At 71.3% G+C, this 23305-nt stretch carries 24 protein-coding genes; 11 read left to right on the top strand and 13 right to left on the bottom strand.

Going from position 1 to position 23305, the window contains the following annotated elements; genetic code table 11:
• Positions 1–224 precede the first annotated feature (224 nt).
• Positions 225–1637: a hypothetical protein gene (locus CP984_RS21590; protein ID WP_003980992.1), complete on the top strand. Its 1413-nt coding sequence runs from the start codon at positions 225–227 to the stop codon at positions 1635–1637.
• A 6-nt stretch (positions 1638–1643) separates the two neighbouring features.
• Here CP984_RS21590 and CP984_RS21585 read toward each other — a convergent pair whose 3' ends face one another.
• The 8 genes from CP984_RS21585 to hemL form a co-directional block, all read right to left on the bottom strand.
• Positions 1644–2564, bottom strand: a complete 921-nt coding sequence (locus tag CP984_RS21585) for a phosphotransferase enzyme family protein (RefSeq protein WP_003980991.1) — start codon at positions 2562–2564, stop codon at positions 1644–1646.
• Positions 2565–2613: 49 nt separating this feature from the next.
• Positions 2614–3708: a c-type cytochrome biogenesis protein CcsB gene (ccsB, locus tag CP984_RS21580; RefSeq protein ID WP_003980990.1), complete on the bottom strand. Its 1095-nt coding sequence runs from the start codon at positions 3706–3708 to the stop codon at positions 2614–2616.
• Positions 3705–5543: a cytochrome c biogenesis protein ResB gene (resB, locus tag CP984_RS21575; RefSeq protein ID WP_003980989.1), complete on the bottom strand. Its 1839-nt coding sequence runs from the start codon at positions 5541–5543 to the stop codon at positions 3705–3707. Before resB ends, ccsB begins: the two co-directional genes overlap by 4 nt.
• A 3-nt stretch (positions 5544–5546) precedes the next feature.
• The gene (locus CP984_RS21570; protein ID WP_030183579.1) at positions 5547–6308 is read right to left on the bottom strand and encodes a cytochrome c biogenesis CcdA family protein; all 762 of its coding nucleotides are present in this window, start codon (positions 6306–6308) and stop codon (positions 5547–5549) included.
• 7 nt (positions 6309–6315) lie between these two features.
• The gene (locus CP984_RS21565; RefSeq protein WP_003980987.1) at positions 6316–6930 is read right to left on the bottom strand and encodes a TlpA family protein disulfide reductase; all 615 of its coding nucleotides are present in this window, start codon (positions 6928–6930) and stop codon (positions 6316–6318) included.
• Between the two features lie 207 nt (positions 6931–7137).
• Positions 7138–8361 carry a polysaccharide deacetylase family protein gene (locus CP984_RS21560; protein WP_003980986.1) on the bottom strand — a complete coding sequence of 408 codons (1224 nt, stop codon included), beginning with the start codon at positions 8359–8361 and terminating at the stop codon, positions 7138–7140.
• Between the two features lie 205 nt (positions 8362–8566).
• On the bottom strand, positions 8567–9247 hold the full coding sequence (locus CP984_RS21555; RefSeq protein WP_078575532.1) for a histidine phosphatase family protein: 681 nt from the start codon (positions 9245–9247) through the stop codon (positions 8567–8569).
• Between the two features lie 38 nt (positions 9248–9285).
• The gene (hemL, locus tag CP984_RS21550; RefSeq protein ID WP_078575526.1) at positions 9286–10593 is read right to left on the bottom strand and encodes a glutamate-1-semialdehyde 2,1-aminomutase; all 1308 of its coding nucleotides are present in this window, start codon (positions 10591–10593) and stop codon (positions 9286–9288) included.
• A gap of 270 nt (positions 10594–10863) precedes the next feature.
• On the opposite strand from hemL, the gene CP984_RS21545 reads away from it, so the two are divergent.
• From CP984_RS21545 to CP984_RS21530, 4 genes are all read left to right on the top strand, one after another.
• Complete coding sequence (locus CP984_RS21545) at positions 10864–11415, top strand: hypothetical protein (RefSeq protein ID WP_078575525.1); 552 nt, start codon at positions 10864–10866, stop codon at positions 11413–11415.
• A gap of 65 nt (positions 11416–11480) precedes the next feature.
• Positions 11481–12338 carry a serine hydrolase domain-containing protein gene (locus CP984_RS21540; RefSeq protein ID WP_003980982.1) on the top strand — a complete coding sequence of 286 codons (858 nt, stop codon included), beginning with the start codon at positions 11481–11483 and terminating at the stop codon, positions 12336–12338.
• Between the two features lie 200 nt (positions 12339–12538).
• Positions 12539–13051 (top strand): STAS domain-containing protein, encoded by a 513-nt coding sequence (locus tag CP984_RS21535; RefSeq protein ID WP_003980981.1) that lies wholly within the window; start codon positions 12539–12541, stop codon positions 13049–13051.
• Positions 13052–13104: 53 nt separating this feature from the next.
• Entirely contained in the window at positions 13105–13338 is a 234-nt protein-coding gene (locus CP984_RS21530; RefSeq protein ID WP_003980980.1) for a hypothetical protein, read from the top strand.
• A gap of 24 nt (positions 13339–13362) precedes the next feature.
• Here the strand turns inward: CP984_RS21530 and CP984_RS21525 are convergent, their stop codons facing one another.
• From CP984_RS21525 to CP984_RS21515, 3 genes are all read right to left on the bottom strand, one after another.
• The gene (locus tag CP984_RS21525) at positions 13363–14148 is read right to left on the bottom strand and encodes an SDR family NAD(P)-dependent oxidoreductase (protein WP_003980979.1); all 786 of its coding nucleotides are present in this window, start codon (positions 14146–14148) and stop codon (positions 13363–13365) included.
• On the bottom strand, positions 14145–14651 hold the full coding sequence (locus CP984_RS21520; RefSeq protein ID WP_003980978.1) for a cupin domain-containing protein: 507 nt from the start codon (positions 14649–14651) through the stop codon (positions 14145–14147). The genes CP984_RS21525 and CP984_RS21520 overlap by 4 nt, the downstream gene beginning before the upstream one ends.
• A gap of 121 nt (positions 14652–14772) precedes the next feature.
• Positions 14773–15438, bottom strand: a complete 666-nt coding sequence (locus tag CP984_RS21515) for a TetR/AcrR family transcriptional regulator (RefSeq protein ID WP_030183573.1) — start codon at positions 15436–15438, stop codon at positions 14773–14775.
• Between the two features lie 99 nt (positions 15439–15537).
• On the opposite strand from CP984_RS21515, the gene CP984_RS21510 reads away from it, so the two are divergent.
• The gene (locus tag CP984_RS21510) at positions 15538–17124 is read left to right on the top strand and encodes an FAD-dependent monooxygenase (protein ID WP_003980976.1); all 1587 of its coding nucleotides are present in this window, start codon (positions 15538–15540) and stop codon (positions 17122–17124) included.
• Positions 17125–17696: 572 nt separating this feature from the next.
• On the opposite strand, the gene CP984_RS21505 is transcribed toward CP984_RS21510, so the two are convergent.
• Positions 17697–18425, bottom strand: a complete 729-nt coding sequence (locus CP984_RS21505; protein ID WP_003980975.1) for an AAA family ATPase — start codon at positions 18423–18425, stop codon at positions 17697–17699.
• A 95-nt stretch (positions 18426–18520) separates the two neighbouring features.
• Between CP984_RS21505 and CP984_RS21500 the strand changes: the two genes are divergently transcribed.
• The 4 genes from CP984_RS21500 (at position 18521) to CP984_RS21485 (ending at position 20881) form a co-directional block, all read left to right on the top strand.
• The gene (locus CP984_RS21500) at positions 18521–18856 is read left to right on the top strand and encodes a YnfA family protein (RefSeq protein WP_003980974.1); all 336 of its coding nucleotides are present in this window, start codon (positions 18521–18523) and stop codon (positions 18854–18856) included.
• A gap of 57 nt (positions 18857–18913) precedes the next feature.
• The gene (locus CP984_RS21495; RefSeq protein WP_003980973.1) at positions 18914–19696 is read left to right on the top strand and encodes an SDR family NAD(P)-dependent oxidoreductase; all 783 of its coding nucleotides are present in this window, start codon (positions 18914–18916) and stop codon (positions 19694–19696) included.
• 410 nt (positions 19697–20106) lie between these two features.
• Positions 20107–20448, top strand: coding sequence for an RNHCP domain-containing protein (locus CP984_RS21490; protein WP_050504127.1), 342 nt, complete (start codon positions 20107–20109; stop codon positions 20446–20448).
• Positions 20449–20464: 16 nt separating this feature from the next.
• Complete coding sequence (locus CP984_RS21485; RefSeq protein WP_003980971.1) at positions 20465–20881, top strand: RNHCP domain-containing protein; 417 nt, start codon at positions 20465–20467, stop codon at positions 20879–20881.
• A gap of 61 nt (positions 20882–20942) precedes the next feature.
• On the opposite strand, the gene CP984_RS21480 is transcribed toward CP984_RS21485, so the two are convergent.
• Positions 20943–22136 carry an RtcB family protein gene (locus CP984_RS21480; protein WP_003980970.1) on the bottom strand — a complete coding sequence of 398 codons (1194 nt, stop codon included), beginning with the start codon at positions 22134–22136 and terminating at the stop codon, positions 20943–20945.
• Between the two features lie 160 nt (positions 22137–22296).
• On the opposite strand from CP984_RS21480, the gene CP984_RS21475 reads away from it, so the two are divergent.
• Complete coding sequence (locus CP984_RS21475; RefSeq protein ID WP_003980968.1) at positions 22297–23181, top strand: hypothetical protein; 885 nt, start codon at positions 22297–22299, stop codon at positions 23179–23181.
• Positions 23182–23305 lie beyond the last annotated feature (124 nt).

Below are 23305 nucleotides of genomic sequence, written 5' to 3'. Positions count from 1 at the left end.
CCGAAAGCCCTACTCATTCGGTTCCGCATGTCGACCTGCCTCCTCCGGATTGGCCATGCCCCGGGATGCCGTCACGCACCACCGGGCGTCTTGTCTCGACAGTCAACGACCGTCTTCGGCCCATAGGCAGCGTCGATACGGGAGTTCACGTGCACACGAGGTTCGGAATACCGCTCCAGGGGGTTCACGGTGAACCCTTACGCGAGCGAACTCACCGTGCCACCATGGGCACCCACCGTGACCTCCGGAAGGGCGGCTGGGACATGCGCCAAGAGCCGAACCACCGCTTGGCCGCCGTCATGGCGGAAGCCGGAGCCTCGAACAAAGGGCTGGCCAAACGCATGCGTGAGGTCGCGCAACGACATGGCGATCACCTCGGCACCACGCATGTCGCCGTCCAGCGGTGGCTGGACGGGAAGGGCATCCAGCGGCAGACCGCGCTGTACGCAGCCGAGGCATTGAGCGACAAGTTACGGCGGAGGCTTACGCCACAAGAGCTGGGGTTTTCCGGTGTCCCGCGGGCTCTCGGCAGCTCATTCGGTATGGACTACGCCCGGTCGCTCCCCGAGTTACTGGATGCACTTGGCGGCCTCACGCACCAGTGCCCCGAGGGCGGCCGGTCGGACGAAACCCAGCTCCCGGACGCCGATGTGCATTCCGCTGTCCTTACCTGGCTGGTCTCCCGGTCGGAGGGCGTGCCCAGTGGCGCCCCTGTCACTCGCCGAGTCGGCATACGGGATGTCGCCGCGATCCGTACTGCCGCCGGGTTCTTCATGCAGCTGGACTTCCGGTTCGGTGGCGGGCATGCGCACAAAGCCTTTCGGCACTACTTTCGGGAAGACGTACTTCCCCTCCTGGGAGCCTGCTACAGCGCCAAGGTGGGTGAGGCATTGTTCAAGGCCGTCTCGGAAATGTCGCAGTTGTTGGCCTGGAGCGCGTACGACATCGGGAACCATGCTCTCGCCGAGCGTTACCTGCTGTCGACTCTGCGACTTTCTCATGTAGTGGGCGACCGCATGATGGGCGCGCGAATTCTGGCCAACTTGAGCCATCAGGCCAACTACCTGGGTAATGCGCCGCGGGCCCTGACGTTGGCCCGTGCGTCGGTGGAGGGTGGCAAGGCCGGTTCCACGCCTCGCGCGATGGCACTGTTCTCCGCCCACGAGGCTCGCGCCTTGTCCACGGCACTGGACCACAAGGGCGCTGCCCGCGCGATGAACGAGGCTGAGAGGTTCTTCGCGCAGGCCGGGAGTGCCGATGACCCGGACTGGCTCGCTTACATGGATGAAGCCGAGCTGAACGGCGAGTTCTGCCACTGTTTCCGAGACCTCGGGCAGGGAACGGAGGCAGTCCGGTTCGCCGAACGCGCCGTAGAGCTCACCGACCCCAAGTACGCCCGCTCGCTCGGTTTCTGCCGCATGGTGCTCGCCCAGAGTCAGTTGCTCAACGGAGAACTCGAAGCTGCTCTGGCCACCGCCGGGCTCGCCGTCGAAGCGGGAGACGCCCTCCAGTCAGCCCGGTTCCAGCGTTACGTGGACGACTTCCGGTGCGAGGTGTCGGCCCGCGCGGCCCATCCTGTCGTGCAGCGCTTCACCGAACAGGTGCGGCAGGCCATGGGCAGGATGGACGACGAGTGACGCGGGTCATCCCGGGCTCCAGTCGCGTGGCTCGTCCTCGTTCCGCAGCGAGGAGATGCGCCGGGCGTACTCCGCCGCCGTTTCGGCACTCTCGGCGACGTTCTGCATGAGCCACGTCGTCATCTTGAATTCCTGCAAAGCTCGCAGGGTGGGGAAGCCCGGCCAGCCGCGCAGGTCCCGGCCATATGCGCCGACGAAAGCACCGTACTGTTCCTTCGTCTGCCACCCCAGGCTGTGATGCTCGGTGGCGGTGACCATCAGATCCCATTCGGGATGGTCGAAGCTGAATCGTTCGAGATCGATCAGGGTGACCCGGCCACCGCGATCCACCATCAGGTTCTGCACGTGCGCGTCACCGTGCACGGCGCATTTCCGGGATTCGAAGCGCAGGCCCGCGACACGTTCCCGGAGTTCTCCGGCGCGCTTGCGCAGGAAGGCGCGGTCGTCCTCCGGTATGCCGGCTGCTGTTGCGATGCGCCGGTCGGTCCGGCCCAGGGCCGGGTACGGCGGTAAGGCCAGTGTGTCCGGGACGGTGAGCGAATGAAGGTCTCGGAGGACCGCGCCCAGTTCTCCGTACGTCGGCTTGCGGGGGCCTTCCTCGATCACATGCCAGAACGTGACGGGGTGGCCGTCCACCACCACGGGCTGTTCCAGGTCGTCGACCACGCGTGTCACGGGGAATCCCGTACGTGACAGCCAGCGGGATACGCGCACCTCGCCCTGGACCGCATCCAGGTACTCCCGCGAGCGGGCGATCCGCACCACCACAGGGTGTGCCGCCAGCCGGAACAGCGCGTTCTCTCCTAAGCGGATCAGGCGCGCCCCGTCACTGTCGAGGCCCGCCCGTCGGCAGGCCCCGGCCAGTACCCGGGCGGCACCGCCCGACGTGAATGCGTGCTGCGTGCTCCGCTCGGCGTCGGACGGCATGCCCGTATCCACTCCTCAGCGCCGCTGGCCGATAGCCACGCCCCCCGAATCAGATCCCCGAGTAGGAATGCAGTCCCGAGAAGAAGTAATTCACGACGTAGTAATTGAAGATGTACGTCAGGAACGCGAACAGGCCCAGGTAGGCGGCCTTGCGGCCCTTCCAGCCGACGGTGGCGCGGGCGTGGAGGTAGGCGGCGTAGGCGACCCAGGTGACGAAGGACCAGATTTCCTTGGAGTCCCAGCCCCAGTAGCGGCCCCATGCCTCGCCGGCCCAGATGGCGCCGGCGATGATCGTGAAGGTCCACAGGGGGAAGATCGTGGCGTTCACGCGGTAGGAGAACTTGTCCAGGCTGGCGGCCGCGGGGAGGCGCTCCATCACGGAGGTGGCGAAGGCGCCGGGCTGCTTGCCGTTCGGGTCGGCCAGCTTGCTCTCGTAGCGGTCGCGGAAGAGGTAGAGCAGCGTGGAGACGGCGCCGAGGTAGAGGAACGCGCCGGAGATGATCGCGCAGCTGACGTGGATCCACAGCCAGTAGGAGTGGAGGGCCGGGACCAGCTGGGAGCTTTCGGTGTAGAGCCAGGTGACGGCCACGCCGAGGTCCAGCAGGACGGTGGCGGTCAGCAGCAGGCCGATCCAGCGGACGTTCTTCCGCAGGGCGAGGAGGATGAGGTACGCGGCGACCGCGACCATGCCGAAGGTCGTGGAGAACTCGTACATGTTGCCCCAGGGGGCACGCTGCACGGACAGGCCGCGGGTGAGGACGCCGCCGAGGTGGATCAGGAACGCGAGGGTGGTCAGCGAGATGGCGATCCGGCCGTAGAGGTCGCCCTTCTCGGTGCCGCCCGCGGCGCCCGGGCCGTCCGGGACGTCCCGCTTGCCGTTGGCCGCGCGGGTGACGACCTTGGGGCGCTCCAGTACGGCGGTGCCGCCGCCCTGCTCGGCCGTGCGGGCCGCCGGGGCCTTGGCGGGGGCCGGCGCGGTGGCGGTCAGGGCCGCTGCCGTGCGGCCGACCTTGCTGCGGCTGCCGAAGGCCCACTCGGCGAGGTGCGCGAGGAAGGCGAGGGTGTAGACGGCCATGGCCGAGTAGATCAGCATGTTGCTGATACTGGCCAGGCTCTCGTTGGTGGCTGCGGCAGCGAGGTTCACGCGCGCGCTCCTTCGGAGGGGTCGGCAGGATCATCGGCGGAGTCGGTGGAACCGGTGGACTTCGCCGTGCTTTCGGAGCCGGTGGGGGTGGGTTTCTTCTCGTCGGCGGCCGGGGACGGGGCGGGGACGGGGGCGGAGTCCGCGCTCGCGTCCTCGTCCGTGACCGGGCCGGAATCCGTGGCCGCCTCCGCCAACGGCGCGTCCGCCTCCAGCGCCCCCGCCAGATCGGCCAGCTCCTCCGGAAGGCGGGTGGACTCGCTGCGGCCCAGGCCCGCCATCTCGACGACGGTCACGCCGTCGGCGCCGCGTACGGCCCGTACCCAGACCCGGCGGCGCTGGATGAACAGGGAGCCGGCCAGGCCGATCAGGATGGCGATCGCGCCGATCAGGGCGAGGCCGTTGCCGGGCTGGTGGGAGACCTGGAAGGTGGCCCACTGCTTGACGCCGACGAACTTGATGCTGCCGTCGCCGCCGGGGAGCTTCATGGTCTCGCCGGGCTTCATCATCTGGGCGACGGCGCGGCCGTCCTGCTTGTACTGCTTGAGGTTCTTCTTCTCCAGCTGGTACACGCTCTGCGGCAGTCCGGAGTCCACGCCGAGGTCGCCGTGGTACGCGGTCAGCGTCAGCCGCGGGTTGTCCAGCGCGGGGAACGTGGAGAACATCGAGCCGGAGCCCTTGCCGCCGTACGTGGGCACGAAGAAGCCCGAGAAGCCGAGCTGGTTGCGCTTGCCGGCGGCGGTCTGCGCGTTGGGCACCTTGACCACGCCGGTGGAGGTGTAGTTCTGCATGTCCTGCGGCAGGAACGGCACGGCGCCGCTGTAGACCTGCTTGCCGCGGCCGTCGGTGACCTCGACGACCGGCGCGTAGCCGTGCGAGAGCAGGAAGATCTTGGAGTCCGCGATCTCCAGCGGATGGTTGACCTCGATCTTGCCCGGGTGTTCCTTGCCGTCCGCGCCCTGGAAGTACGAGATGTTGGCGCGGAACTCGCGCGGGGTGCCCTTCTGGGGGCCGGTGCGCTCGTAGGACGCGTCGAAGCTCTTGAGGGAGAAGCCGAACGGTTCGAGGTCGTCGGTGTCGTAGAAGGCGCCGGATTTGAAGTTGTCGTACTGGGTGAGGCTGTTGGCGAAGCCGTCTCCCTCGACGACCAGCTTGCCGCCCTCGGACTTCCACAGGCTGCCGACGGCGACCGCGACCAGGATCACGATCAGTGAGACATGGAAGATCAGGTTGCCCGCTTCGCGCAGGTAGCCCTTCTCGGCGGCGACCGCGTCATCGACGGTGTGGGCGCGGAAGCGGCGCTTCTTCAGCAGGCGCTGGGCCGCGCCGAGCACCTCGTCGGGCGCCCGGTCCGTACGCCACGTCGTGTACGCGGGCAGCCGGGTCAGCCGGCGCGGGGCGCGCGGCGGGCGGCTGCGCAGCTGGCCGACGAACTGCCACGAGCGCGGCACGATGCAGCCGATCAGCGAGATGAACAGCAGCAGGTAGATCGCGGAGAACCACACCGAGCTGTAGACGTGGAACAGGCCCAGCTTGTCGTACAGCGGCGCCAGCGTCGGGTGGTCGGTGCGGAACTGCTCGACCTTGGTCGGGTCGATGCTGGTCTGCGGGACCAGCGAGCCGGGGATGGCGCCCAGCGAGAGCAGGAACAGCAGGATCAGCGCGACCCGCATCGACGTCAGCTGCCGCCAGAACCACCGGGCCCAGCCGATCGGCCCGAGGGACGGCAGGGAGACCTCCCCGGCCGCCTCCTCCTCGGGGGCGGTGGACAGCTGCGAGCCCGCGGCGCCGACCTCGGCGTCGTCGGCGTCGCGGGGGGTGTCGGTCTTGGAGGCCATCAATCAGATCCCTGGGGTGAAGCTGCTGGTCCAGCTCTGCAGGCCGGACATCATGTCGGCCCATACGCCGGTGAGGAGCAGGACGCCGAGCACGACCATCATGCCGCCGCCGAGCCGCATCACCCACACGTAGTGGCGCTTGACCCAGCCGAAGGCGCCCAGCGCCTTGCGGAAGGCGAGGGCGACGAAGACGAAGGGCAGGCCCAGGCCAAGACAGTAGGCCACGGTCAGCAGGGCGCCGCGCCCGGCACTGGCCTGGTTGAGGGCGAGCGAGCTGACCGCGGTGAGCGTCGGGCCCAGGCACGGCGTCCAGCCGACGCCGAAGAGCACACCGAGCACCGGCGCGCCGGCCAGGCCCATGGCGGGCTTCTTGTGGAAGCGCAGCTCGCGCTGGCCGAAGTTCTTCAGGACGCCGGCGAAGGCCAGGCCGAGCAGGATCATCAGGACGCCGAGGACCTTGTTGATCGGGTCCTGGTAGTCCTGGAGCTCCTGGCCGAAGTAGCCGAAGAGGGCGCCGCCGGAGACGAACACGGCGGTGAAGCCGAGGACGAAGAGGGAGGCACCGGCCAGCATCCGGCCGCGCTTGGCCTCGGCGAGGTCCGCTCCGGTCACGCCCGTGACGTAGGACATGTAGCCGGGTACGAGCGGCAGCACGCAGGGCGAGAAGAAGGAGACCAGGCCGCCGAGGAGGGCGACGGGCACGGCGAGCAGCAGCGCGCCCGAGGTGATCGTGGCGGCGGGGCCGGTGGCGGCGGCGAGCGTGATCACGTGATCACTTCTCGTCGATCAGCGGCTTGAGCATCTTGCGCAGCTCGTCCTCACCGAGCGGCCCGATCGAGCGCGCGGCGATCTTCCCCTGCCGGTCGACGGCGATGGTGGAGGGGATGGCCTGCGGGTTGAGGCTGCCCTTGGGGAAGCGCAGCATCAGCTTGCCGGTCGGGTCGAACAGGCTCGGGTACGGCACCTTGTGCTGTTCCTCGAAGCTGACCGCCTGGGACTTCTGCGAGTCGCGGGTGTTGATGCCGACGAACTGGACGCCCTTGTCCTTGGTCTCGTTCGCGACCTTGGCGAAGTTGGGGGCCTCGGCGATGCAGGGGGCGCACCACGATCCCCAGACGTTCAGGACGACGACCTTGCCCTTGTAGTCCGCGATGTCCAGCTTGGCACCCTGGGTGGTTTCGCCGGAGATCTCGGGTACGGGCTTACGGTCCGCCTTCGCGACCCGCTCGACGCCGTCCTTGCCCTCGACGAACTGGGTCTGCTCCGAGCCGCCCGAGCGGCCCTCGCCGCAGGCGGCCAGGGTCAGCGCCGCGAGCGCGGCACCCGTGGCGAACAGGGCGGTGCGGCGATGACTGGCGAGTCGTCGGGGGACGCGGCAGGCACTCATGTGAAAAGTTTCGCATGGGGCGGTTACGGATCTTCCGCACCCCCCTCGCCGGGTCGGCGCCGGGCCGGTCCGGGCAGGTCCGGGCACGTCAGGCGTACCGCGCCGGGCGAGCTGTACGGGCCGCGGCCGACGTACGGGCCGGAGCGCGCCACCCCGGCCCGTACGGATGCGTGGAGTCGCCCCGTACGGCCCGGACGCCGTTCCGGCTCAGGCCCCCGAAAGGAACGTCTTCCAGCCGCCGGCCGGCTTCTGGCCCACGCCCAGGCCCTGGAGCTTGGCGACGACCTTGGGGTCCTGGGCGTCCAGCCAGTCGGTGAACTGGCGGAAGGAGACCAGCCGCACGTCCTTGCGCTTCTCGTCGGCGATGTGCTTCAGCGCCTCCTCGACGGCGTCCATGTAGATGCCGCCGTTCCACTGCTCGAAGTGGTTGCCGACGAACAGCGGCGCGCGGTTGGTCTCGTAGGCCCGCTCGAAGCCCTTGATGTAGGCGCCGGTGGCCTCCTTGCGCCAGCCCGGGTAGTTGGCGGGCGGGCCCTTGGTGGAGTTCTTCGACTGGTTGGCGAGGATGTTGTAGTCCATCGAGAGGACCTCGAAGCGGTGCCCGGGGAAAGGTATCTGCTGGAGCGGGAAGTCCCACAGGCCCATCTTCTTCTTCGGCCAGCGCTGCACGCCGCCCGGCGAGCTGGCGTCGTAGCGCCAGCCCAGCTTCTTGGCGGTGGGGAGCAGATTGTCCTGGCCGAGCAGGCACGGCGTACGGCCGCCGACCAGCTCCTTCTTGTAGTCGAACGGCAGCGGCTCCAGATCGGTGAAGCCGGTGTTCGTACGCCACTTCGTGACGAAGTCCATCGCCTGGTCGATCTCGGACTGCCACTGGGCCGGGGTCCAGTGCTTGACCGAGGTGCGGGCCTCGCCGCAGAAGTGCCCGTTGAAGTGGGTGCCGATCTCGTGGCCCTCCAGCCACGCCTCCCGCACGTTCTTCAGCGTCGCCTTGATGTGCTCGTCGGAGAGGTAGCCGATGTCGGAGGCGCCGACCTTGTTGTTCGGCGGGCGGTAGAGGTGCTTCTTGGACTCCGGGAGGCAGTACAGCCCGGAGAGGAAGAAGGTCATCGCCGCGTTGTGGTCCTTGGCGAGCTTGCGGAAGCGCGGGAAGAGGCCGTTGCCGACCTCTCCCGCGCCGTCCCACGAGAAGATCACGAACTGCGGCGGGGTCTCCCCCGGCTCCAGCCGGCGCGGCTTGTCCGGCTGGTGGGGCTGCGGTCCGGCGTCGGCCGTCGATCCGTCGCCGATCGGCTTGGCCTTCGCCTGGACGTCGTTCTTGCCGTTGCCGGACCCGGAGCCGGACCCGGAGCCGGAGGAGCAGCCCGCGACGCCGAGCGCCGCGGCCGCACCCACTCCCATGCCCAGCAGGTTCCGCCGACTGATCGCGCGCATACCGTCGTCCCCATCCGTACTCGTCACACTCAATATCCGTATAAACGGACATGGAGTAAGAGGTTCTGGCGAACACGGAGGTTCCGGACTAATAGCGCAATTTTATTATTTTACTTTTTGTCGACCCTGCGTCACATAGCCAACACTGCATCACACCGGTCCCTCGCGTCCCTCACGCAACAGGATGCGAGAAACCGGCCGGAGGTTACGCCCCGGCGGCCTTGGATTTCCCCGGGGCCGGCTTGGCGCCCGCCCGCAGATGCACCGGCACCAGATCGAGCGCCGGCTCGGTGTACCCCACCGAAATGATCTTGTCGCCGCGGAAGGTGAACGACGTCAGCGAGGCGAGCGTGCACTGCCGCTTGCGCGGGTCGTGCCACAGCCGCCGCCGCTCCGCGAAGCTGCGCACCACCCAGATCGGCAGCTGGTGGCTGACCGCCACCGCCTCGTGCCCGCGGGCCGCGTCGCGCGCCGCGCCGAGCGCCGCCATCATCCGTACGACCTGCTCCAGGTACGGCTCGCCCCACGACGGCCGGAACGGGTTGGTCAGGTACTTCCAGTTCCCCGGCTTCTTCAGCGCGCCGTCGCCGACCCCGAAGGTCTTGCCCTCGAAGACGTTGGCCGCCTCGATCAGCCGCTCGTCGGTGGCCAGGTCGAGGCCGTGCGCCTTGGCGATCGGCGTCGCGGTCTCCTGCGCCCGCTCCAGCGGGGACGCCACGACATGCGTGACGTCCCGCCCCGCCAGATGCTCGGCCACCCGGTCGGCCATCCGCCGGCCCAGCTCGGAGAGGTGGTAGCCGGGCCGCCGCCCGTACAGCACGCCCTCGGGGTTGTGCACCTCGCCGTGCCGCATCAGGTGGACGACGGTGGTCTCTTCGCTGTTCATGTCACCCATCTTCCGGTCCGTCCCGCCGTACGCACCGCTCACGCGGTCGCTTCGGCGGCGGCCCGCGCGGCCGACGGCAGCGCCGCGGCGATCCGCTCGACGGCCCGCTCGTCGTGCGCGGTCGAGACGAACCAGGACTCGAACGCGGACGGCGGCAGGTACACGCCCTGGGAGAGCATCGAGTGGAAGAAGGCGGTGAAGCGGAACGCCTCCTGCGCCTTGGACCCGTCGTAGTCGGTCACGTCCCGGTCGGTGAAGAAGACCGAGAACATGTTGCCCGCGACCTGGACGCGGTGCGCGACGCCCGCCTTGGTCAGCGCGTCGGTGACCAGCGAGCGCACCTCGGCCGAGACCGCGTCGACCTTGTCGTACGCCGCCTGGTCCAGCAGCTTGAGCTGGGCGACGCCGGCGGCCGTCGCGACCGGGTTACCGGACAGGGTGCCCGCCTGGTAGACCGGGCCGGCCGGGGCGAGGTGGGCCATCACGTCGGCGCGGCCGCCGAAGGCCGCGGCCGGGAAGCCGCCGCCCATGACCTTGCCGAAGGTCATCAGGTCGGGCCGGACGCCGTCGATGCCGTACCAGCCGGTGCGGCTGACCCGGAAGCCGGTCATGACCTCGTCGGAGATGTACAGCGCGCCGTTCTCGGCGCACAGGTCCTTCAGGCCCTGGTTGAAGCCGGGCAGCGGCGGGACGACGCCCATGTTGCCGGGCGACGCCTCGGTGATCACGCAGGCGATCTCGCCGGGGTGGGCTGCGAAGGCGGCCCGTACGGCCTCGATGTCGTTGTACGGCAGCACGATCGTGTCCCCGGCCTGGGCACCCGTGACGCCGGGGGTGTCCGGCAGCCCGAAGGTCGCGACGCCGGAGCCGGCCGCGGCCAGCAGCGCGTCGACGTGCCCGTGGTAGCAGCCGGCGAACTTCACGACCTTGGCGCGGCCGGTGTAGCCGCGCGCCAGGCGGATGGCGGACATGGTGGCCTCGGTGCCGGAGGAGACCAGGCGCACCTGCTCGACCGGGTCGATCCGGTCCACGATCTGCTCGGCCAGCTCGACCTCGCCCTCGCCGGGCGTGCCGAAGGAGGTGCCGCGGGCGACGGCCTCCTGGACGGCGGCGGTGACCTCGGGGTGGGCATGTCCGAGGATCATCGGGCCCCACGAGCACACGAGGTCGACATACTCGCGGCCGTCGGCGTCGGTGAGGTACGGACCGGTACCGGACACCATGAACCGGGGCGAACCGCCCACCGCGCGGAACGCGCGCACGGGGGAGTTCACCCCGCCCGGCGTCACAACGGCCGCGCGGTCGAAGAGCGTCTGCGAAACTGGGGCTTCATAGGGAAAAGGCACTGTGATCCTGACCTGCACAAACGTAGGAAGGGGCGACGGCTTGCGGCGGCACCCGGACTGACAACGAAGCGGGATTCCCCTCGCTCTCGACCAGGTGTCAGACCCCGCGAGTCTGCAAAACTGGGACAACGTACGAGTAAGTCACGCAAGCAATGGTCTCAGAGGCGCACGGGGGCGCGCGGCGGGGCGTTTCACGCGCCGGTGACGGGGGAGGTCTCTGAGACGATGATCGGGTTGCGCGGCTGGGGCTGCGAGTGGTCGGGTGGAGATATGCATCGCGGTGGCGGACTGGGCGAGGGCACCGATGACCGGGGACCTGAGCGCGCCCAGCGGGGCCGCCACCGGCGCGAGGAGACCAAGGGCGGGGGAAGCAGAGGCGGCCGCATGGGGGTGACGTACAAGTACTTCGGCGCGCCGAACGGTGCCACGGCGGCGCGGGTGCCGATCTCGATGCGGCCCGAGGAGCTGGGCGGCGACGAGCTCGGCATGGGCGGCATGTTCACGAAGATCAAACCGGAGACGATGGCCGCGATGGTCCTCACCGGTATAGAAGGCATACCGCTGCACAAGGTCCCCCCGCTGGAACTGGTCGTCCTCCACCCCGACTACGCCGTCGTCAAGCTCCCCATGACGGTCGTCGACCCGCTGCGCGGCGTCGGCGAGGAGTCGGTCGGCGCCGCGGCCTTCATCTGGTCCACGGTCCCCGACCGCGGCGGCCCCCGCGACGCCTTCACCGTCTACCAGCTGCTCCACGAGTGGCAGGACTTCTCCCACCGGCTGCACGAGGCGGGGCACCAGGCGTACTGCCTGGTGTGGCCGTGACGGGCGCGAACCGCTGACGGAAGCGGCCGGGGCCGCCCGGGTCCCGGCCGCGTACGGTGCGCCCCATGGCCTTACGACGACGCACCCGCACCGCGGTCCTGACCTCCGCGGCCCCGCCCCGCCTGACCGGCGGACACCGTACGGACGTATACGTGGAGATCGGCTCGCTGACCAAGGTGCTCACCGGCACGGCGCTGGACCGGCTCGCGGCCGACGGCGTGCTGACGCCGGACGATCCGGTGGAGCGCTGGCTCGACGCGCCCCGCGGCACCGGCATCACCCTGCGCCACCTGGCGGAGCACACCTCCGGCCTGCCGCGGCTGCCTCCGCTGCGCGGGCCGCGCCGCGACCCGTACCTCCGCTTCGACGCGGCCGCGCTGCGCTTGCTCGTCGGCCGCCTCGACACGCTGGCCACCACCGCCCCCGGCACCGCCGAGGAGTACTCCAACTTCGGGTACGCGGTCCTGGGCGCCGCGCTGGCCGCTGCCGCAGGTGAGCCGTACGAGCAGGTCGTACGGCGCTGTGTGCTCGACCCGCTGGGCATCGAGGAGATGACCGCCCGGCCGCCCGCCGACCGGCGGCTGACCGGCACCAGCCGGTGGGGCCGCCCGCGCGCCGCGTGGACGACAAACGGCGCGGTGCTGCCCGCCGGGGGCTACTGGGCCACGCTGCCGGCCGTCGCCGCGCTGGTCCGCGGGCTGCTGGTCGAGCAGGTGCTCGGGCCGCCGACGCTGACCTGGCGTCAGGACGGGCCGATGACATGGCACAACGGGGGCACTCGTGACGCGCAGGTTTTCACCGGGCTGAACCGTGAGACCCGTACGTGGGTGGTCGTGCACTGCCTCGGCGCCGGGCCGGACGCGGCCGACCGCACCGGAGTGCGGCTGCTGATGGACGGAGGGCGGACGGCGGGCGGGGAGTGAGGGGGCGGCGGGACGGTGGCGACACCACCGTTCCGGGTGATGGGTCCTCACTTCGAGCCGATAGCACGGCCGTCGGCCGCGAGTGCCGCCCCGATCGGTCACGCCCGCTGTTCGGGCCACGCGCCCCGCACTACCCTTGAGGGGCAGCCCGAGTCCCCGGCAGCGTGGCAATCCCGTCCGCACCGAGGAGGCGCGTGGTGATGGCAGACCCCGGAACATCCCTCGACTCCCCGCGCACCGGCGCGGTGGGTTCGCGGGTGCCGCCACCCCGGTCCCGCGCCCGGCGCGGGCCGCAGCGGACGCCCGTGGCGGACGGACAGCCGGAGCGCCTGCCACAAGCGGCGCCGTCGGCCGAGAGTGCGGACCCGGACTTCGCGGTCCTCATCGTGCGCGGGCGGATGGATCTCGCCACCCTGCCCACCCTGCGCGAGAGACTGCGGCGCCTGCCGCGCGCCCCGGGCAGCCTGCTGATCGTCGACCTGTCCGAGGTCACCGACTGCTGCCCGCTCGCCCTCGGTCCGCTCGTCGCCGCGGCCCGGCGGGCCCGCTCCCAGGGCGGTGACCTGCGCCTGGTCCTGCCGAGTCCCGCCGCCCGCGCGGCGTTGCAGACCAGTGGGCTGAACCGGCTGCTGCCGGTCTTCCCCGGCCTGGACACCGCGACCGGGACCGCCGCCGCCGGCCCGCCGGGACCGCCCGAGGGGGCCGCGGCCTAGGAAGCGTTCCGGGCGGAGCGCTTTCGGCCCGTGCTGTTCAAGGGAGGTGCGCGGTGTTTCCGCTCCTTCTCGTCTCCATAGTGATCACAGCCCTCGCCGGCTGGTTCGCCAACCCGGTGTGGTGGGCGGCCTCCGCCGTCCTGGCCTATCTCGCCGTGCGCTACCGCCAGGGCTACTTGAGCTACGACGCGGAGTACCGCGCCTACCGGGAGCGCCGTATCCGCCAGGACCGCTGGGACAAGCGCTACCGCGCGGAACGCGGGAACCGCGCGTCCAAGAGCAAGTAGGCCGCCGGGGCCGGTGGACGGCGGTCACCAGGTCGGCCGCGCCGACACCCCGCCGTCCACCACCAGGTCGTGGCCGGTCACCCACGCGGCCATCGGCGAGGCGAGGAAGACGCACGCGTCGCCGATGTCCTCGGGGCGGCCCAGCCGTCCGGCCGGGGCGGCCCGCCGGTAGCGGACCACGCCGTCGGGCCACGCCTCGGCCAGCCCCTCGCGGTCGATCAGGCCCGGCGAGACGCTGTTGACGCGGATGCCGTCGGGCCCGTACTCCAGCGCGGCCGAGCGGGCGTGCATCACGACGGCCGCCTTGGACGCGCAGTAGTGGGCGTGCGCCGGGGCGGGCCGGTGCGCCTGGATGGAGGCGATGTGGGTGATCGAGCCGCCGTCGCCGTCCCGCATCACCTCGGCCGCGGCCTGTGTGCAGGCGAAGACGCTCAGCACGTTGGTGTCGTTGACGGCGCGCCAGTCGGCGACGGTCATGCCCGCCAGGTCCTGGTCGGGCTGTACGCCAGCGTTGTTGACCAGGGCGGTGAGCCGGCCGCGCCAGTCCGCCGCCGTACGCACCAGGCGGTGGCACTCCTCCTCCACGGACAGGTCGGCACGCACCGCCAGCGCACTGCCGCCCTGCTCCTCGATGCGGGCTACGAGTGCCTGCGCGGCGGAGGCGTTCGTACGGTAGTGGGCGACGACGGCGGCGCCCGCCGCGGCGAAGCGCAGCGCGATGCCGGTGCCGAGACAGCCGCCCGCGCCGGTCACCAGGGCGACCTGGCCCGCGAGGGACGGCAGCGCGGCGTTGCCCTGCGGCGCGCTCACGGGCGGCTCAGCGCGGTGATCCGCGCCGCCTCCTGGGGGTAGCGCGCGGCCAGTTCGGCGGCGTCCCCGTGCTCGTAGTCCTCGAAGGTGAAGCCCGGCGCCATGGTGCAGCCGAAGAGCGACCAGGCGCCGCCGTCGGCGACCTCGGCGCCCATCCACGTGCCGGCCGGCACCGTGAACTGGACGTGCTGGCCACCCAGGACGTCCGGGCCGAGGACGGCCGTACGGGTGCCGCCGGACGGCTCCAGAAGGAGCAGCGTGAGCGGATCACCGAGGTAGAAGTGCCAGACCTCGTCGGTGGGCAGGCGGTGCAGGGCGCTGTGGTCGCGGGGTTCCGCGGTGAGCAGCACGATGATCGCAGAGCCCTCGGGGCGGCCGTCGGGGCGCGCGGGGCCCGCCCACGTGCGCCGGTAGCGCCCGCCTTCCCTGGGCAGCGGCTCCAGCCCGTAGAACTCGGCGAGCGCCTGCGGTGACGGCGGTACGGCGGGCGTGTGCCGGGCCATGCGTCTCCTTCCCGGTCCCTGCGGGGACGGCGGGTGCGGCTGTGCGTACGGCGGGTACGGCCACCACCGTAGGCACGCCGGCGCCGCCGCGTCCGGAGATCGCGGAGTTCGACGCCGCGCCCTACGGGTGCTCGGCGGTCAGATAGCGCTGGAGGGTGGGGGCCAGCCAGGCGACGATCTCCTCGCGGGTGAGGTCCACCGCGGGCGGCAGGAACAGCACATAGCGCAGCATGCCGATGCCCACCAGCTGGGAGCCGACCAGGGCGGCGCGGGCCGAGACCTCCTCCGGGACCGGGCAGACGGTCGCGAGCATCGGTCTGATCTGCTCCGTGAAGACGCCGCGCAGCCGCTCGGCGCCCGCCTCGTTGGTGACCGCGACGCGCACCATCCCGGTCAGCGTCTCGTCGTTCTCCCAGCGGTCGAGGAAGTGCCGGATCATCCGGGCGCCGAGTTCGTCGCGCGGTACGGCCGTCAGGTCCGGCAGCCGCAGGTCGATCTCGGAGGCCGCCGCGAACAGGCCCGCCTTGTTGCCGTAGTAGCGCATCACCATCGACGGGTCGATGCCCGCGTCCTTGGCGATGGCGCGGATGGTGGCGCGTTCGTAGCCGTCGGCGGCGAAGCGGTCGCGGGCGGCGGCGAGGATCGCGGCGCGGGTGGCGTCGGAGCGGCGGGGGCGGTCGGCGCCGGGGGGCTCCGCGGCGGTGCCGGGGGCCGGTGGTGCGGCAGGGGCGCCGGACGGCTCGGGGTCCGCGTCGGTGTCCGGTGCGGAGGGGACGGTATCGGCCATGCCCACGACTGTAGGCCAACAGCTGTTGACCCGCCACCGTGGCAGGTCTACCGTTGCCAACAAGCGTTGACCAACAAGCGTTGGCATTTGGAGGCGGCCATGCGGCACCGCACACCCGAGACCACCGGCGAACACGCCCCCGTACCCACCGACCGGACCGCCGACGTCATCGTCGTCGGCGCCGGCCCCACCGGACTGCTGCTGGCCGGCGACCTCGCCGTCGCCGGCCTGCGCGTCACCCTCCTGGAGCGCCGCGCCCCCGGGATCAGCAACCTCACCCGGGCGATGGCCGTGCACGCCCGCACCCTCGAACAGCTCGACGCCCGCGACCTCGCCGACGAACTCGTCGCGACCGGCCACCCGCTGTCGCACCTCCAGCTCTTCGCCGCCGCCGAGATGAAGCCGTACCGGCTGCCCTCCCGCTTCCCGTTCGTGCTGATCACGCCGCAGTACGAGGTGGAACGGCTGCTGGAGCGGCGCGCGCAGAAGGCCGGCGTCACCTTCCGGTACGGGGCCCGCGTGACCGGCCTCGACCAGGACGCCGACGGTGTCGACGTCCGCGTACAGGAGGAGGACGGGGCCGCCACGACGTACCGCGCGGCCTACCTCGTCGGCACGGACGGCGTGCACAGCACCGTCCGCAAGGCCCTCGGCCTGCCCTTCCCCGGCCGGACCGTGGTGGACTCCGTCGTGCTCGCCGACGTACGGCTCGACGAGCGGCCCACCATGCCGCTCATCGCCAACGCCACCGACGACGCCTTCGCGCTCATCGGCGCCTTCGGCGACGGCTGGTACCGCGTCATCGGCTGGGACCAGCACCGCCGGGTCCCCGAGGACACCCCGGTCGAGCCCGACGAGATCCGCGAGTACATGCGCCTCGCGCTCGGCAGCGACTACGGCATGCACGATGTCCGCTGGACGTCCCGCTTCCACAGCGACGAGCGCCAGGTCCCCCGGTACCGCGTCGGCCGCGCCTTCGTCGCCGGCGACGCCGCGCACGTCCACTCCCCGGCCGGCGGCCAGGGCATGAACACCGGGCTCCAGGACGCCGCCAACCTCAGCTGGAAGCTCGCCGCCGTACTGCGCGGCGACGCGCCCGACAGCCTGCTGGACAGCTACCACGCCGAACGCCACCCGGTCGGCAAGATGGTGCTGCGCAGCAGCGGCGCCGTCATCCGGCTGGCGCAGTTGCGCAGCAGGCCGCAGCGGGTGCTGCGCGCGACGCTCGCCCGGCTGCTGAACTCGGTGCCGCCGCTCGCGGACCGGGCGATGATGACGATCAGCGGCGTGGGCATCGCGTACCCGGCCGGGCGCGGCGCCCACCCGCTCGCGGGCAAGCGCGCCCCCGACCTCCGCCTGGCGGGCGGCACCCGGCTTCACGAGGCACTGCGGGGCGGGGCGTTCGTGCTGGTCACGCCGGAGGGCGAGAAGGTGCCGGGGGACGAGACGGTGCCCGAGGCCGTGGGAGCGGCAGGAGCGGCGGACGCGCCCGCTCCCGGCCCCCGTCTCGTACGCGCCGCCTGGGACAGCGACCGGCGCACCGCGCTGCTCGTACGCCCCGACGGCTACATCGCCTGGGCCACCGACGCCACCGACCCGGACGTACGCGCCGAGTCCCTGCACGGCGCCCTCGTCCGCTGGACCGGCGCCGGCCGGGCCGCGGCCCGCACCGCCGCCCGGCCGTGACCATCACGTCCTCGCACACTCCGGTGCGGCGGCCCGCGCGGCCCGTCCCCCGGCCATGAACGGGGGACGGGTCCGCGCCGTCCGCCGCGCCCGGCCGTCCCCGGGCCGGGCGCGCCGGACGCTTGCCGGGCCTGGCGGCCGGACCGGATCCCGCAGCTGCCCGGTCGCGCCGCCCGCCACCGAAGTCCGGTGCGGATACCACGTGATGGGAGGTGAAACCGTGCCCCGGGGAACCGCGGGATGCGCCGGTGTTCCGGATACGCCGCGGAATTCGAGGTGGGCCACCTGTTGTGCACCGACCGGCGAAAGCCGCGTTTTCCCGCTGTCCTCGCCGCTCACCGATCGGTGTTGCGCCCCCCGGTAGAAGGGGAATCTAAGGACCCACATGTCTCATGACAAGGGGCCCCGCCAGGGGATGTGACGCACCGTACGGTTTTTGGCCAGTGGTTCGCCCTTCACGCAGCACCGGCTTGCGGAGCATTTCCCTTTCCCGTCAACGCCCGCTTTTGGACATCAACCGGCGGACAGCTTCGGCCATTTCGCGGACGCCGCGCCCGGACGGTGGCGCCGGATCAGCCGATGATGTGCCGCAGATATGCGCGCGGGTCGGTGAGATAGCGGCGCCAGTGGTCGACGAGGCCCAGCTCCTCCCAGGCCACCGAGCGCATGCCGTGCTCACCGACCTCGACTATCTCCGCGCCGGGCAGGGCCGTCAGCAGCGGCGAATGCGTGGCACAGATGATCTGGGCGCCACCGCGGCTCAGCTCCGCCAGCACACCGACCAGCTCCAGGCAGGACGTGAACGACAGCGCGGCCTCGGGCTCGTCGAGCACATACAGCCCCGGCTGCCGGAACTTCTCCCGGAACGCCATCAAAAAGCCCTCGCCGTGGCTCATCATCTCGGGCGCGCCCGACAGCCGCTCGCGGGCGAGCGCGTCCCACGCGGTCTCCGCACGCAGGAAGAACCCGCGCCGGCGCGTGCGCGGACCGCGCACCATGCGGCGGCCCGCGGCCGTCGGGTCGAAGCGGATGGCGCAGCCCAGCTCGGACGGCGTACGGGAACTGGCGTACTTGTAACCGGCCGAGCCGCCGTACGAATCGAGACCGAAGCCCTCCGCCAGGGCCTCGGCCAGCGTCGATTTGCCGGAGCCGTTCTCGCCCACGAGGAAGGTGACCGGCGCGCCGAATTTCAGCCCGTCCTCGGCCAACCGGCGCACGCACGGAACCGTCCAGGGCCAGCGGTCGCCGGTCCGCGCCACCGCTTCCTCGGACCGATCCACGTATGCGCGTTCGATGAGCATGTCTCGAAGCTCTCACACGCCACTGACAACGGCCCCGCACCGGCCGCCCGCCGCAGGGTCCCTTTCCCTGGCCGCCCCCTCCCTACCCTGTGATCATGCTGATCGCCCGCTCCGCCGCCCTCTTCGTCCTCGCCGCCCTCTTCGAGATCGGCGGCGCCTGGCTCGTGTGGCAGGGCGTGCGCGAACACCGCGGCTGGCTGTGGATCGGCGCGGGCGTGCTCGCCCTCGGCGCGTACGGCTTCGTCGCCACGCTCCAGCCGGACGCCGACTTCGGCCGCATCCTCGCCGCGTACGGGGGCGTCTTCGTCGCCGGCTCGCTGGCCTGGGGCATGGTCGCGGACGGCTACCGCCCGGACCGCTGGGACGTGACCGGCGCGCTGGTCTGCCTGGCCGGGATGGCCTTGATCATGTACGCGCCGCGGGGGCGCTGACCGGGCCTATTCTGCGTACGTCACACGAATGCCGTCCGCCGCCCCAGGAGCCGCCGCATGACCGCCGTACCCGACGCGTCCGCCGCCCGTACCCGTACCGCCGTCGTCACCGGAGCCAGCAGCGGCATCGGCGCCGCGACCGCCCGCCGGCTGGCCGCGGAGGGCTACCGCGTCGTCCTCGCCGCCCGCCGCAAGGACCGCATCGAGGCGCTGGCCGCCGAACTGCCGGACGCCGAGGCGTATCGGCTCGACGTCACCGACCGCGCCGCGGTGGACGCCTTCGCCGCCGAACTCGACGCGCGCCACGACTCGGTGGACGTGCTGGTCAACAACGCCGGCGGGGCGCTGGGCGCGGACCCCGTCGCCACCGGCGACCCGGCCGACTGGCGCACGATGTACGAGGTCAACGTCCTCGGCGTACTGAACGTGACGCAGGCCCTGCTGCCCGCCCTGACCGCCTCCGGCGACGGCACGGTGGTCGTCGTCTCCTCGACGGCGGGCCACGGCACCTACGAGGGCGGCGGTGGCTATGTCGCCGCCAAGCACGGCGCGCACGTCATCGCCGAGACGCTCCGGCTGGAGCTGTGCGGCGAGCCCGTACGCGTCATCGAGGTCGCCCCCGGCATGGTGAAGACGGAGGAGTTCGCCGCCACCCGCTTCCGCGGCGACGCCGCCAAGGCGGCGAAGGTCTACGAGGGCGTGGCCGAACCGCTGACCGCCGACGACGTCGCCGACACCATCGGCTGGGCCGTCACCCGCCCCGCCCACGTGAACATCGACCTCCTCGTCGTACGCCCCCGCGCCCAGGCGGCCAACCACAAGGTGCACCGGACGGCCTGAGGCCGTCGCGGGCGGGGGCGGGACGGCGCCCGAAAACCGTTGGCGCCGCCCCGCCCCCGCCCGTACCGTTTCCCACGTCACCGCACGTGCGGGCTCGCGCCGCACGTGACCCCTCACTCGGGCCCCGCCCTGGAAAGCAGTGTCTATGCCCCGGCCGGCGCTGAGCGCGCCTCACCACCGCGCGGACGCAATCCGCCGCTGACGTTCACCGTCTCCGGCCGTCGTCCGCCCTGCCGGCACGGCCCGGCCGCACCCGCCTTCGGGCGGTGCCGCCCGCTGCCCGTACGACCGAGGCCGCTCGGCCTGCTCCCGCTGCCTTTTCCAGACACGTTCCGGCAAGGAGTCCCCGAGTGCTGTCCAACAGCTCCCACGGTTCCAGCAGTTCCCACCCGTCCAGCGGTTCCCGTCCGCTGCCGCGTACCGACACCTTCACCTGCGTACGGTGCGGCCTGACCGTCACCACGCTCGGCCCCGACGGCAACCGCCGCAACCACTGCCCCAGCTGCCTGCACTCCCGGCATGTGCATGACGCCGTCGAAGGCGGCCCGTCCGAGTGCCGGGGCCGGATGTCGCCCATCGCCATCGCGGTGCTGCGCACCGGCGACTGGATGGTCGTCCACCGCTGCACCCGCTGCGACGAGCTGACCTCCAACCCGGTCTCGCCGGACGACAACCAGCTGATCCTGATGCGGATGGCGGTCCGGCCGCTGGCCTCGCCGCCGTTCCCGCTCGAAGCGTTCGGCGACCTGTAGGGCGGGGGGCGACGACATGCCACGACGCAGCAATCCCGCACCGCGGCGCCGCGCCCAGCGGCCCAAGGACGTCCTGCACGGCCCCGGCGGCGCGCCCGGAGACGCGTTCCGCTGCCTGGGCTGCCGCCTGGAAGTACCCCTGGCCGCCCCGGGCACCGCCCACCGCAACCACTGTCCGCACTGCCTCACCAGCCGCCACGTGGACCACCGCGTCCCGGGCGACCGGGCCGCGGACTGTGGCGGCCGGATGCGCGCACTGTGCCTGACCACCCGCCAGAACGGCGAATGGCTACTGGTCCACCAGTGCCTGGCCTGCGGCGAACTGAGCACCAACCGCACCGCGGGCGACGACAACGCCCGAGCCCTCGTACGCCTGGCCGTCCGCCCTCTGGCGGACACCAGCAGACCCGTACGGGCACTGCTCACCCTGTGAAACACCAGGGCCCCGGGCCGGCGGAAACCGGCCCGGGGCCCTGGCCCGGGGGTGCGCGCGATCACCCCTTCACACACACCACCTGCTTGAGCTTGGCCACCACCTCGACCAGGTCCCGCTGCTGGTCGATGACCTTCTCGATCGGCTTGTACGCGCCCGGGATCTCGTCGACGACGCCGGAGTCCTTGCGGCACTCCACGCCCCGGGTCTGCTCCTCCAGGTCACGCGTCGAGAAGCGCTTCTTGGCCGCGTTGCGGCTCATCTTCCGGCCGGCGCCGTGTGAGGCGGAGTTGAAGGACGCCGGGTTGCCGAGACCCTTGACGATGTAGGAGCCGGTGCCCATCGAGCCGGGGATGATGCCGTACTCGCCGCTTCCGGCGCGGATCGCGCCCTTGCGGGTGACCAGCAGGTCCATGCCGTCGTACCGCTCCTCCGCCACATAGTTGTGGTGGCAGGAGATCACCGGCTCGAACGTCGGCTTCGCCTTCTTGAACTCCTTGCGGACGACGTCCTGGAAGAGCGCCATCATGATCGCGCGATTGTGCTTGGCGTACTCCTGCGCCCAGAAGAGGTCGTTGCGGTAGTCCGCCATCTGCGGGGTGTCCGCGATGAAGACGGCGAGGTCGCGGTCGACCAGGCCCTGGTTGTGCGGCAGGTCCCGGGCCCGGCCGATGTGGAAGTCGGCCAGCTCCTTGCCGATGTTGCGGGAGCCGGAGTGCAGCATCAGCCATACCGACCCGGTCTCGTCGAGACAGAACTCGATGAAGTGGTTACCGCCGCCGAGCGAGCCCATCTGCTTGACGGCACGGTCCTGCCGGAACCTGACCGCTTCCGCGACCCCGTCGAAGCGGGCCCAGAAGTCGTCCCAGCCGCTCGTCGGCAGGCCGTGCAGCCGGCCCGGGTCCACCGGGTCGTCGTGCATGGCCCGGCCGACCGGGATGGCCTCCTCGATCTTCGAGCGGAGCCGGGAGAGGTCGCCGGGGAGGTCGTTGGCGGTGAGGGAGGTCTTCACGGCGCTCATGCCGCAGCCGATGTCGACACCGACGGCCGCCGGGCAGACCGCTCCGTGCATGGCGATCACCGACCCGACCGTCGCGCCCTTGCCGTAATGCACGTCCGGCATCACGGCCAGGCCCTTGATCCATGGCAGGGTGGCCACGTTGTGCAGCTGCTGCATGGCCACGCCTTCGACCGTGGACGGGTCCGTCCACATCCGGATCGGAACCTTGGCTCCGGGCACTTCGGTGTACGACATAATTTCCTCATTCCCCCGAAAAACAATAAATAGCAAAAGCCGGACAAGAAGCCTGATCAAGGACAGGGGACCGGCGTATGCAGCAGAACGTGCGGTAGACATTGTGTCCATCTGCCGTCGGGCCGAGGCAACCAGATTTCCTACGGAAGGAGCCGGTCAGGTGCAGCGAAGGTCGTTCGTACCGGGCGCCGCACTGGCGACCGCGGCGGCGCTGGCCGCCACGCTCACCTCCTGCACCGGCGGCTCCGGTTCCGGCGGCGGCGCCACCGACACCAAGGGCGGCGACACGGCCGCCACCACGCAGTCCGCCGAGCCGGGCAAGTACCGCACGCTCCCCGAGCCCTGCGGCCTGCCGTCCAGGAACACGCTGCGCCGGCTGCTGCCGCCCGGCGGCGAGGAGAGCCCGCAGGACGCCGAGAAGGTCTACGCGGGCACCGCCGACATCACGTACGACACGGACCGGCGCGTCGGCTGCCGCTGGAAGCGCGAGGGCCCGGACGGCACCCGTCACCTCAGCCTCGACTTCGAGCGGGTCGTCTCCTACGACCCCGCGGTCAGCGACGACGACAAGGCGCAGAACGTCTACGCGAAGAAGGAGCAGGCCGCCGAGCTGCCGGCCGGGACGGGCAGCGCGAAGCCCACCCCCACCCCCAGCGCCAAGGGCGGGACCGGGGACGGCAAGCCCGGCGCCGACGGGGACGGCCAGGGCACCGGCAAGGTCACCGACGGCGGCAAGGCGTCCCCCGCCCCCACCGGCTCCCCGTCCGGCTCGCCGAGCACGGACCCGAGCGCGTCGCCCGGCTCCCCCGTCGCCCCGCGCGTCCTGGACGGCCTCGCCGACGCCGCCTTCCTCAACGACAAGCTGATCACCGCGGACAGCGGTGTGCACCGCGATGTGTCGATCGTCTTCCGCTCCTCGAATGTGATCGTGACCATCACCTACGACCAGTGGTCGGCCGACAAGGCGGCGCTGCCGGACAGCAAGGACCTCCAGGACAAGGCCCAGGCGCTGGCCCAGGAGCTGGCGGACCGCTTCAACGATTAGGGCGGTCCGGTTCGGCGATGAGCGCGGACGACTTCGGCGATCAGCACGGACCGCTTCAGCGAATCGTCCGGTTTGTCCGGCGAGTAACGTCACGAATCGCCCTCCGGCCGTCCTGTGCCGCGTA

This window comes from Streptomyces rimosus, from assembly GCF_008704655.1.
Classification (GTDB): domain Bacteria; phylum Actinomycetota; class Actinomycetes; order Streptomycetales; family Streptomycetaceae; genus Streptomyces; species Streptomyces rimosus.
The sequence above is the reverse complement of the archived record's forward strand: the minus strand, read 5'-3'. Positions and strand labels throughout refer to the sequence as shown.

What these genes read in the sequence shown, in the direction of transcription:
- CP984_RS21590 (WP_003980992.1), top strand. Translation starts at nt 225, where the DNA reads ATGGGCACCCACCGTGACCTCCGGAAGGGCGGCTGGGACATGCGCCAA.
- CP984_RS21585 (WP_003980991.1), bottom strand. Translation starts at nt 2,564, where the DNA reads ATGCCGTCCGACGCCGAGCGGAGCACGCAGCACGCATTCACGTCGGGC.
- resB (WP_003980989.1), bottom strand. Translation starts at nt 5,543, where the DNA reads ATGGCCTCCAAGACCGACACCCCCCGCGACGCCGACGACGCCGAGGTC.
- CP984_RS21565 (WP_003980987.1), bottom strand. Translation starts at nt 6,930, where the DNA reads ATGAGTGCCTGCCGCGTCCCCCGACGACTCGCCAGTCATCGCCGCACC.
- CP984_RS21560 (WP_003980986.1), bottom strand. Translation starts at nt 8,361, where the DNA reads ATGCGCGCGATCAGTCGGCGGAACCTGCTGGGCATGGGAGTGGGTGCG.
- CP984_RS21555 (WP_078575532.1), bottom strand. Translation starts at nt 9,247, where the DNA reads ATGAACAGCGAAGAGACCACCGTCGTCCACCTGATGCGGCACGGCGAG.
- CP984_RS21545 (WP_078575525.1), top strand. Translation starts at nt 10,864, where the DNA reads ATGCATCGCGGTGGCGGACTGGGCGAGGGCACCGATGACCGGGGACCT.
- CP984_RS21540 (WP_003980982.1), top strand. Translation starts at nt 11,481, where the DNA reads ATGGCCTTACGACGACGCACCCGCACCGCGGTCCTGACCTCCGCGGCC.
- CP984_RS21535 (WP_003980981.1), top strand. Translation starts at nt 12,539, where the DNA reads ATGGCAGACCCCGGAACATCCCTCGACTCCCCGCGCACCGGCGCGGTG.
- CP984_RS21520 (WP_003980978.1), bottom strand. Translation starts at nt 14,651, where the DNA reads ATGGCCCGGCACACGCCCGCCGTACCGCCGTCACCGCAGGCGCTCGCC.
- CP984_RS21515 (WP_030183573.1), bottom strand. Translation starts at nt 15,438, where the DNA reads ATGGCCGATACCGTCCCCTCCGCACCGGACACCGACGCGGACCCCGAG.
- CP984_RS21510 (WP_003980976.1), top strand. Translation starts at nt 15,538, where the DNA reads ATGCGGCACCGCACACCCGAGACCACCGGCGAACACGCCCCCGTACCC.
- CP984_RS21505 (WP_003980975.1), bottom strand. Translation starts at nt 18,425, where the DNA reads ATGCTCATCGAACGCGCATACGTGGATCGGTCCGAGGAAGCGGTGGCG.
- CP984_RS21500 (WP_003980974.1), top strand. Translation starts at nt 18,521, where the DNA reads ATGCTGATCGCCCGCTCCGCCGCCCTCTTCGTCCTCGCCGCCCTCTTC.
- CP984_RS21495 (WP_003980973.1), top strand. Translation starts at nt 18,914, where the DNA reads ATGACCGCCGTACCCGACGCGTCCGCCGCCCGTACCCGTACCGCCGTC.
- CP984_RS21485 (WP_003980971.1), top strand. Translation starts at nt 20,465, where the DNA reads ATGCCACGACGCAGCAATCCCGCACCGCGGCGCCGCGCCCAGCGGCCC.
- CP984_RS21480 (WP_003980970.1), bottom strand. Translation starts at nt 22,136, where the DNA reads ATGTCGTACACCGAAGTGCCCGGAGCCAAGGTTCCGATCCGGATGTGG.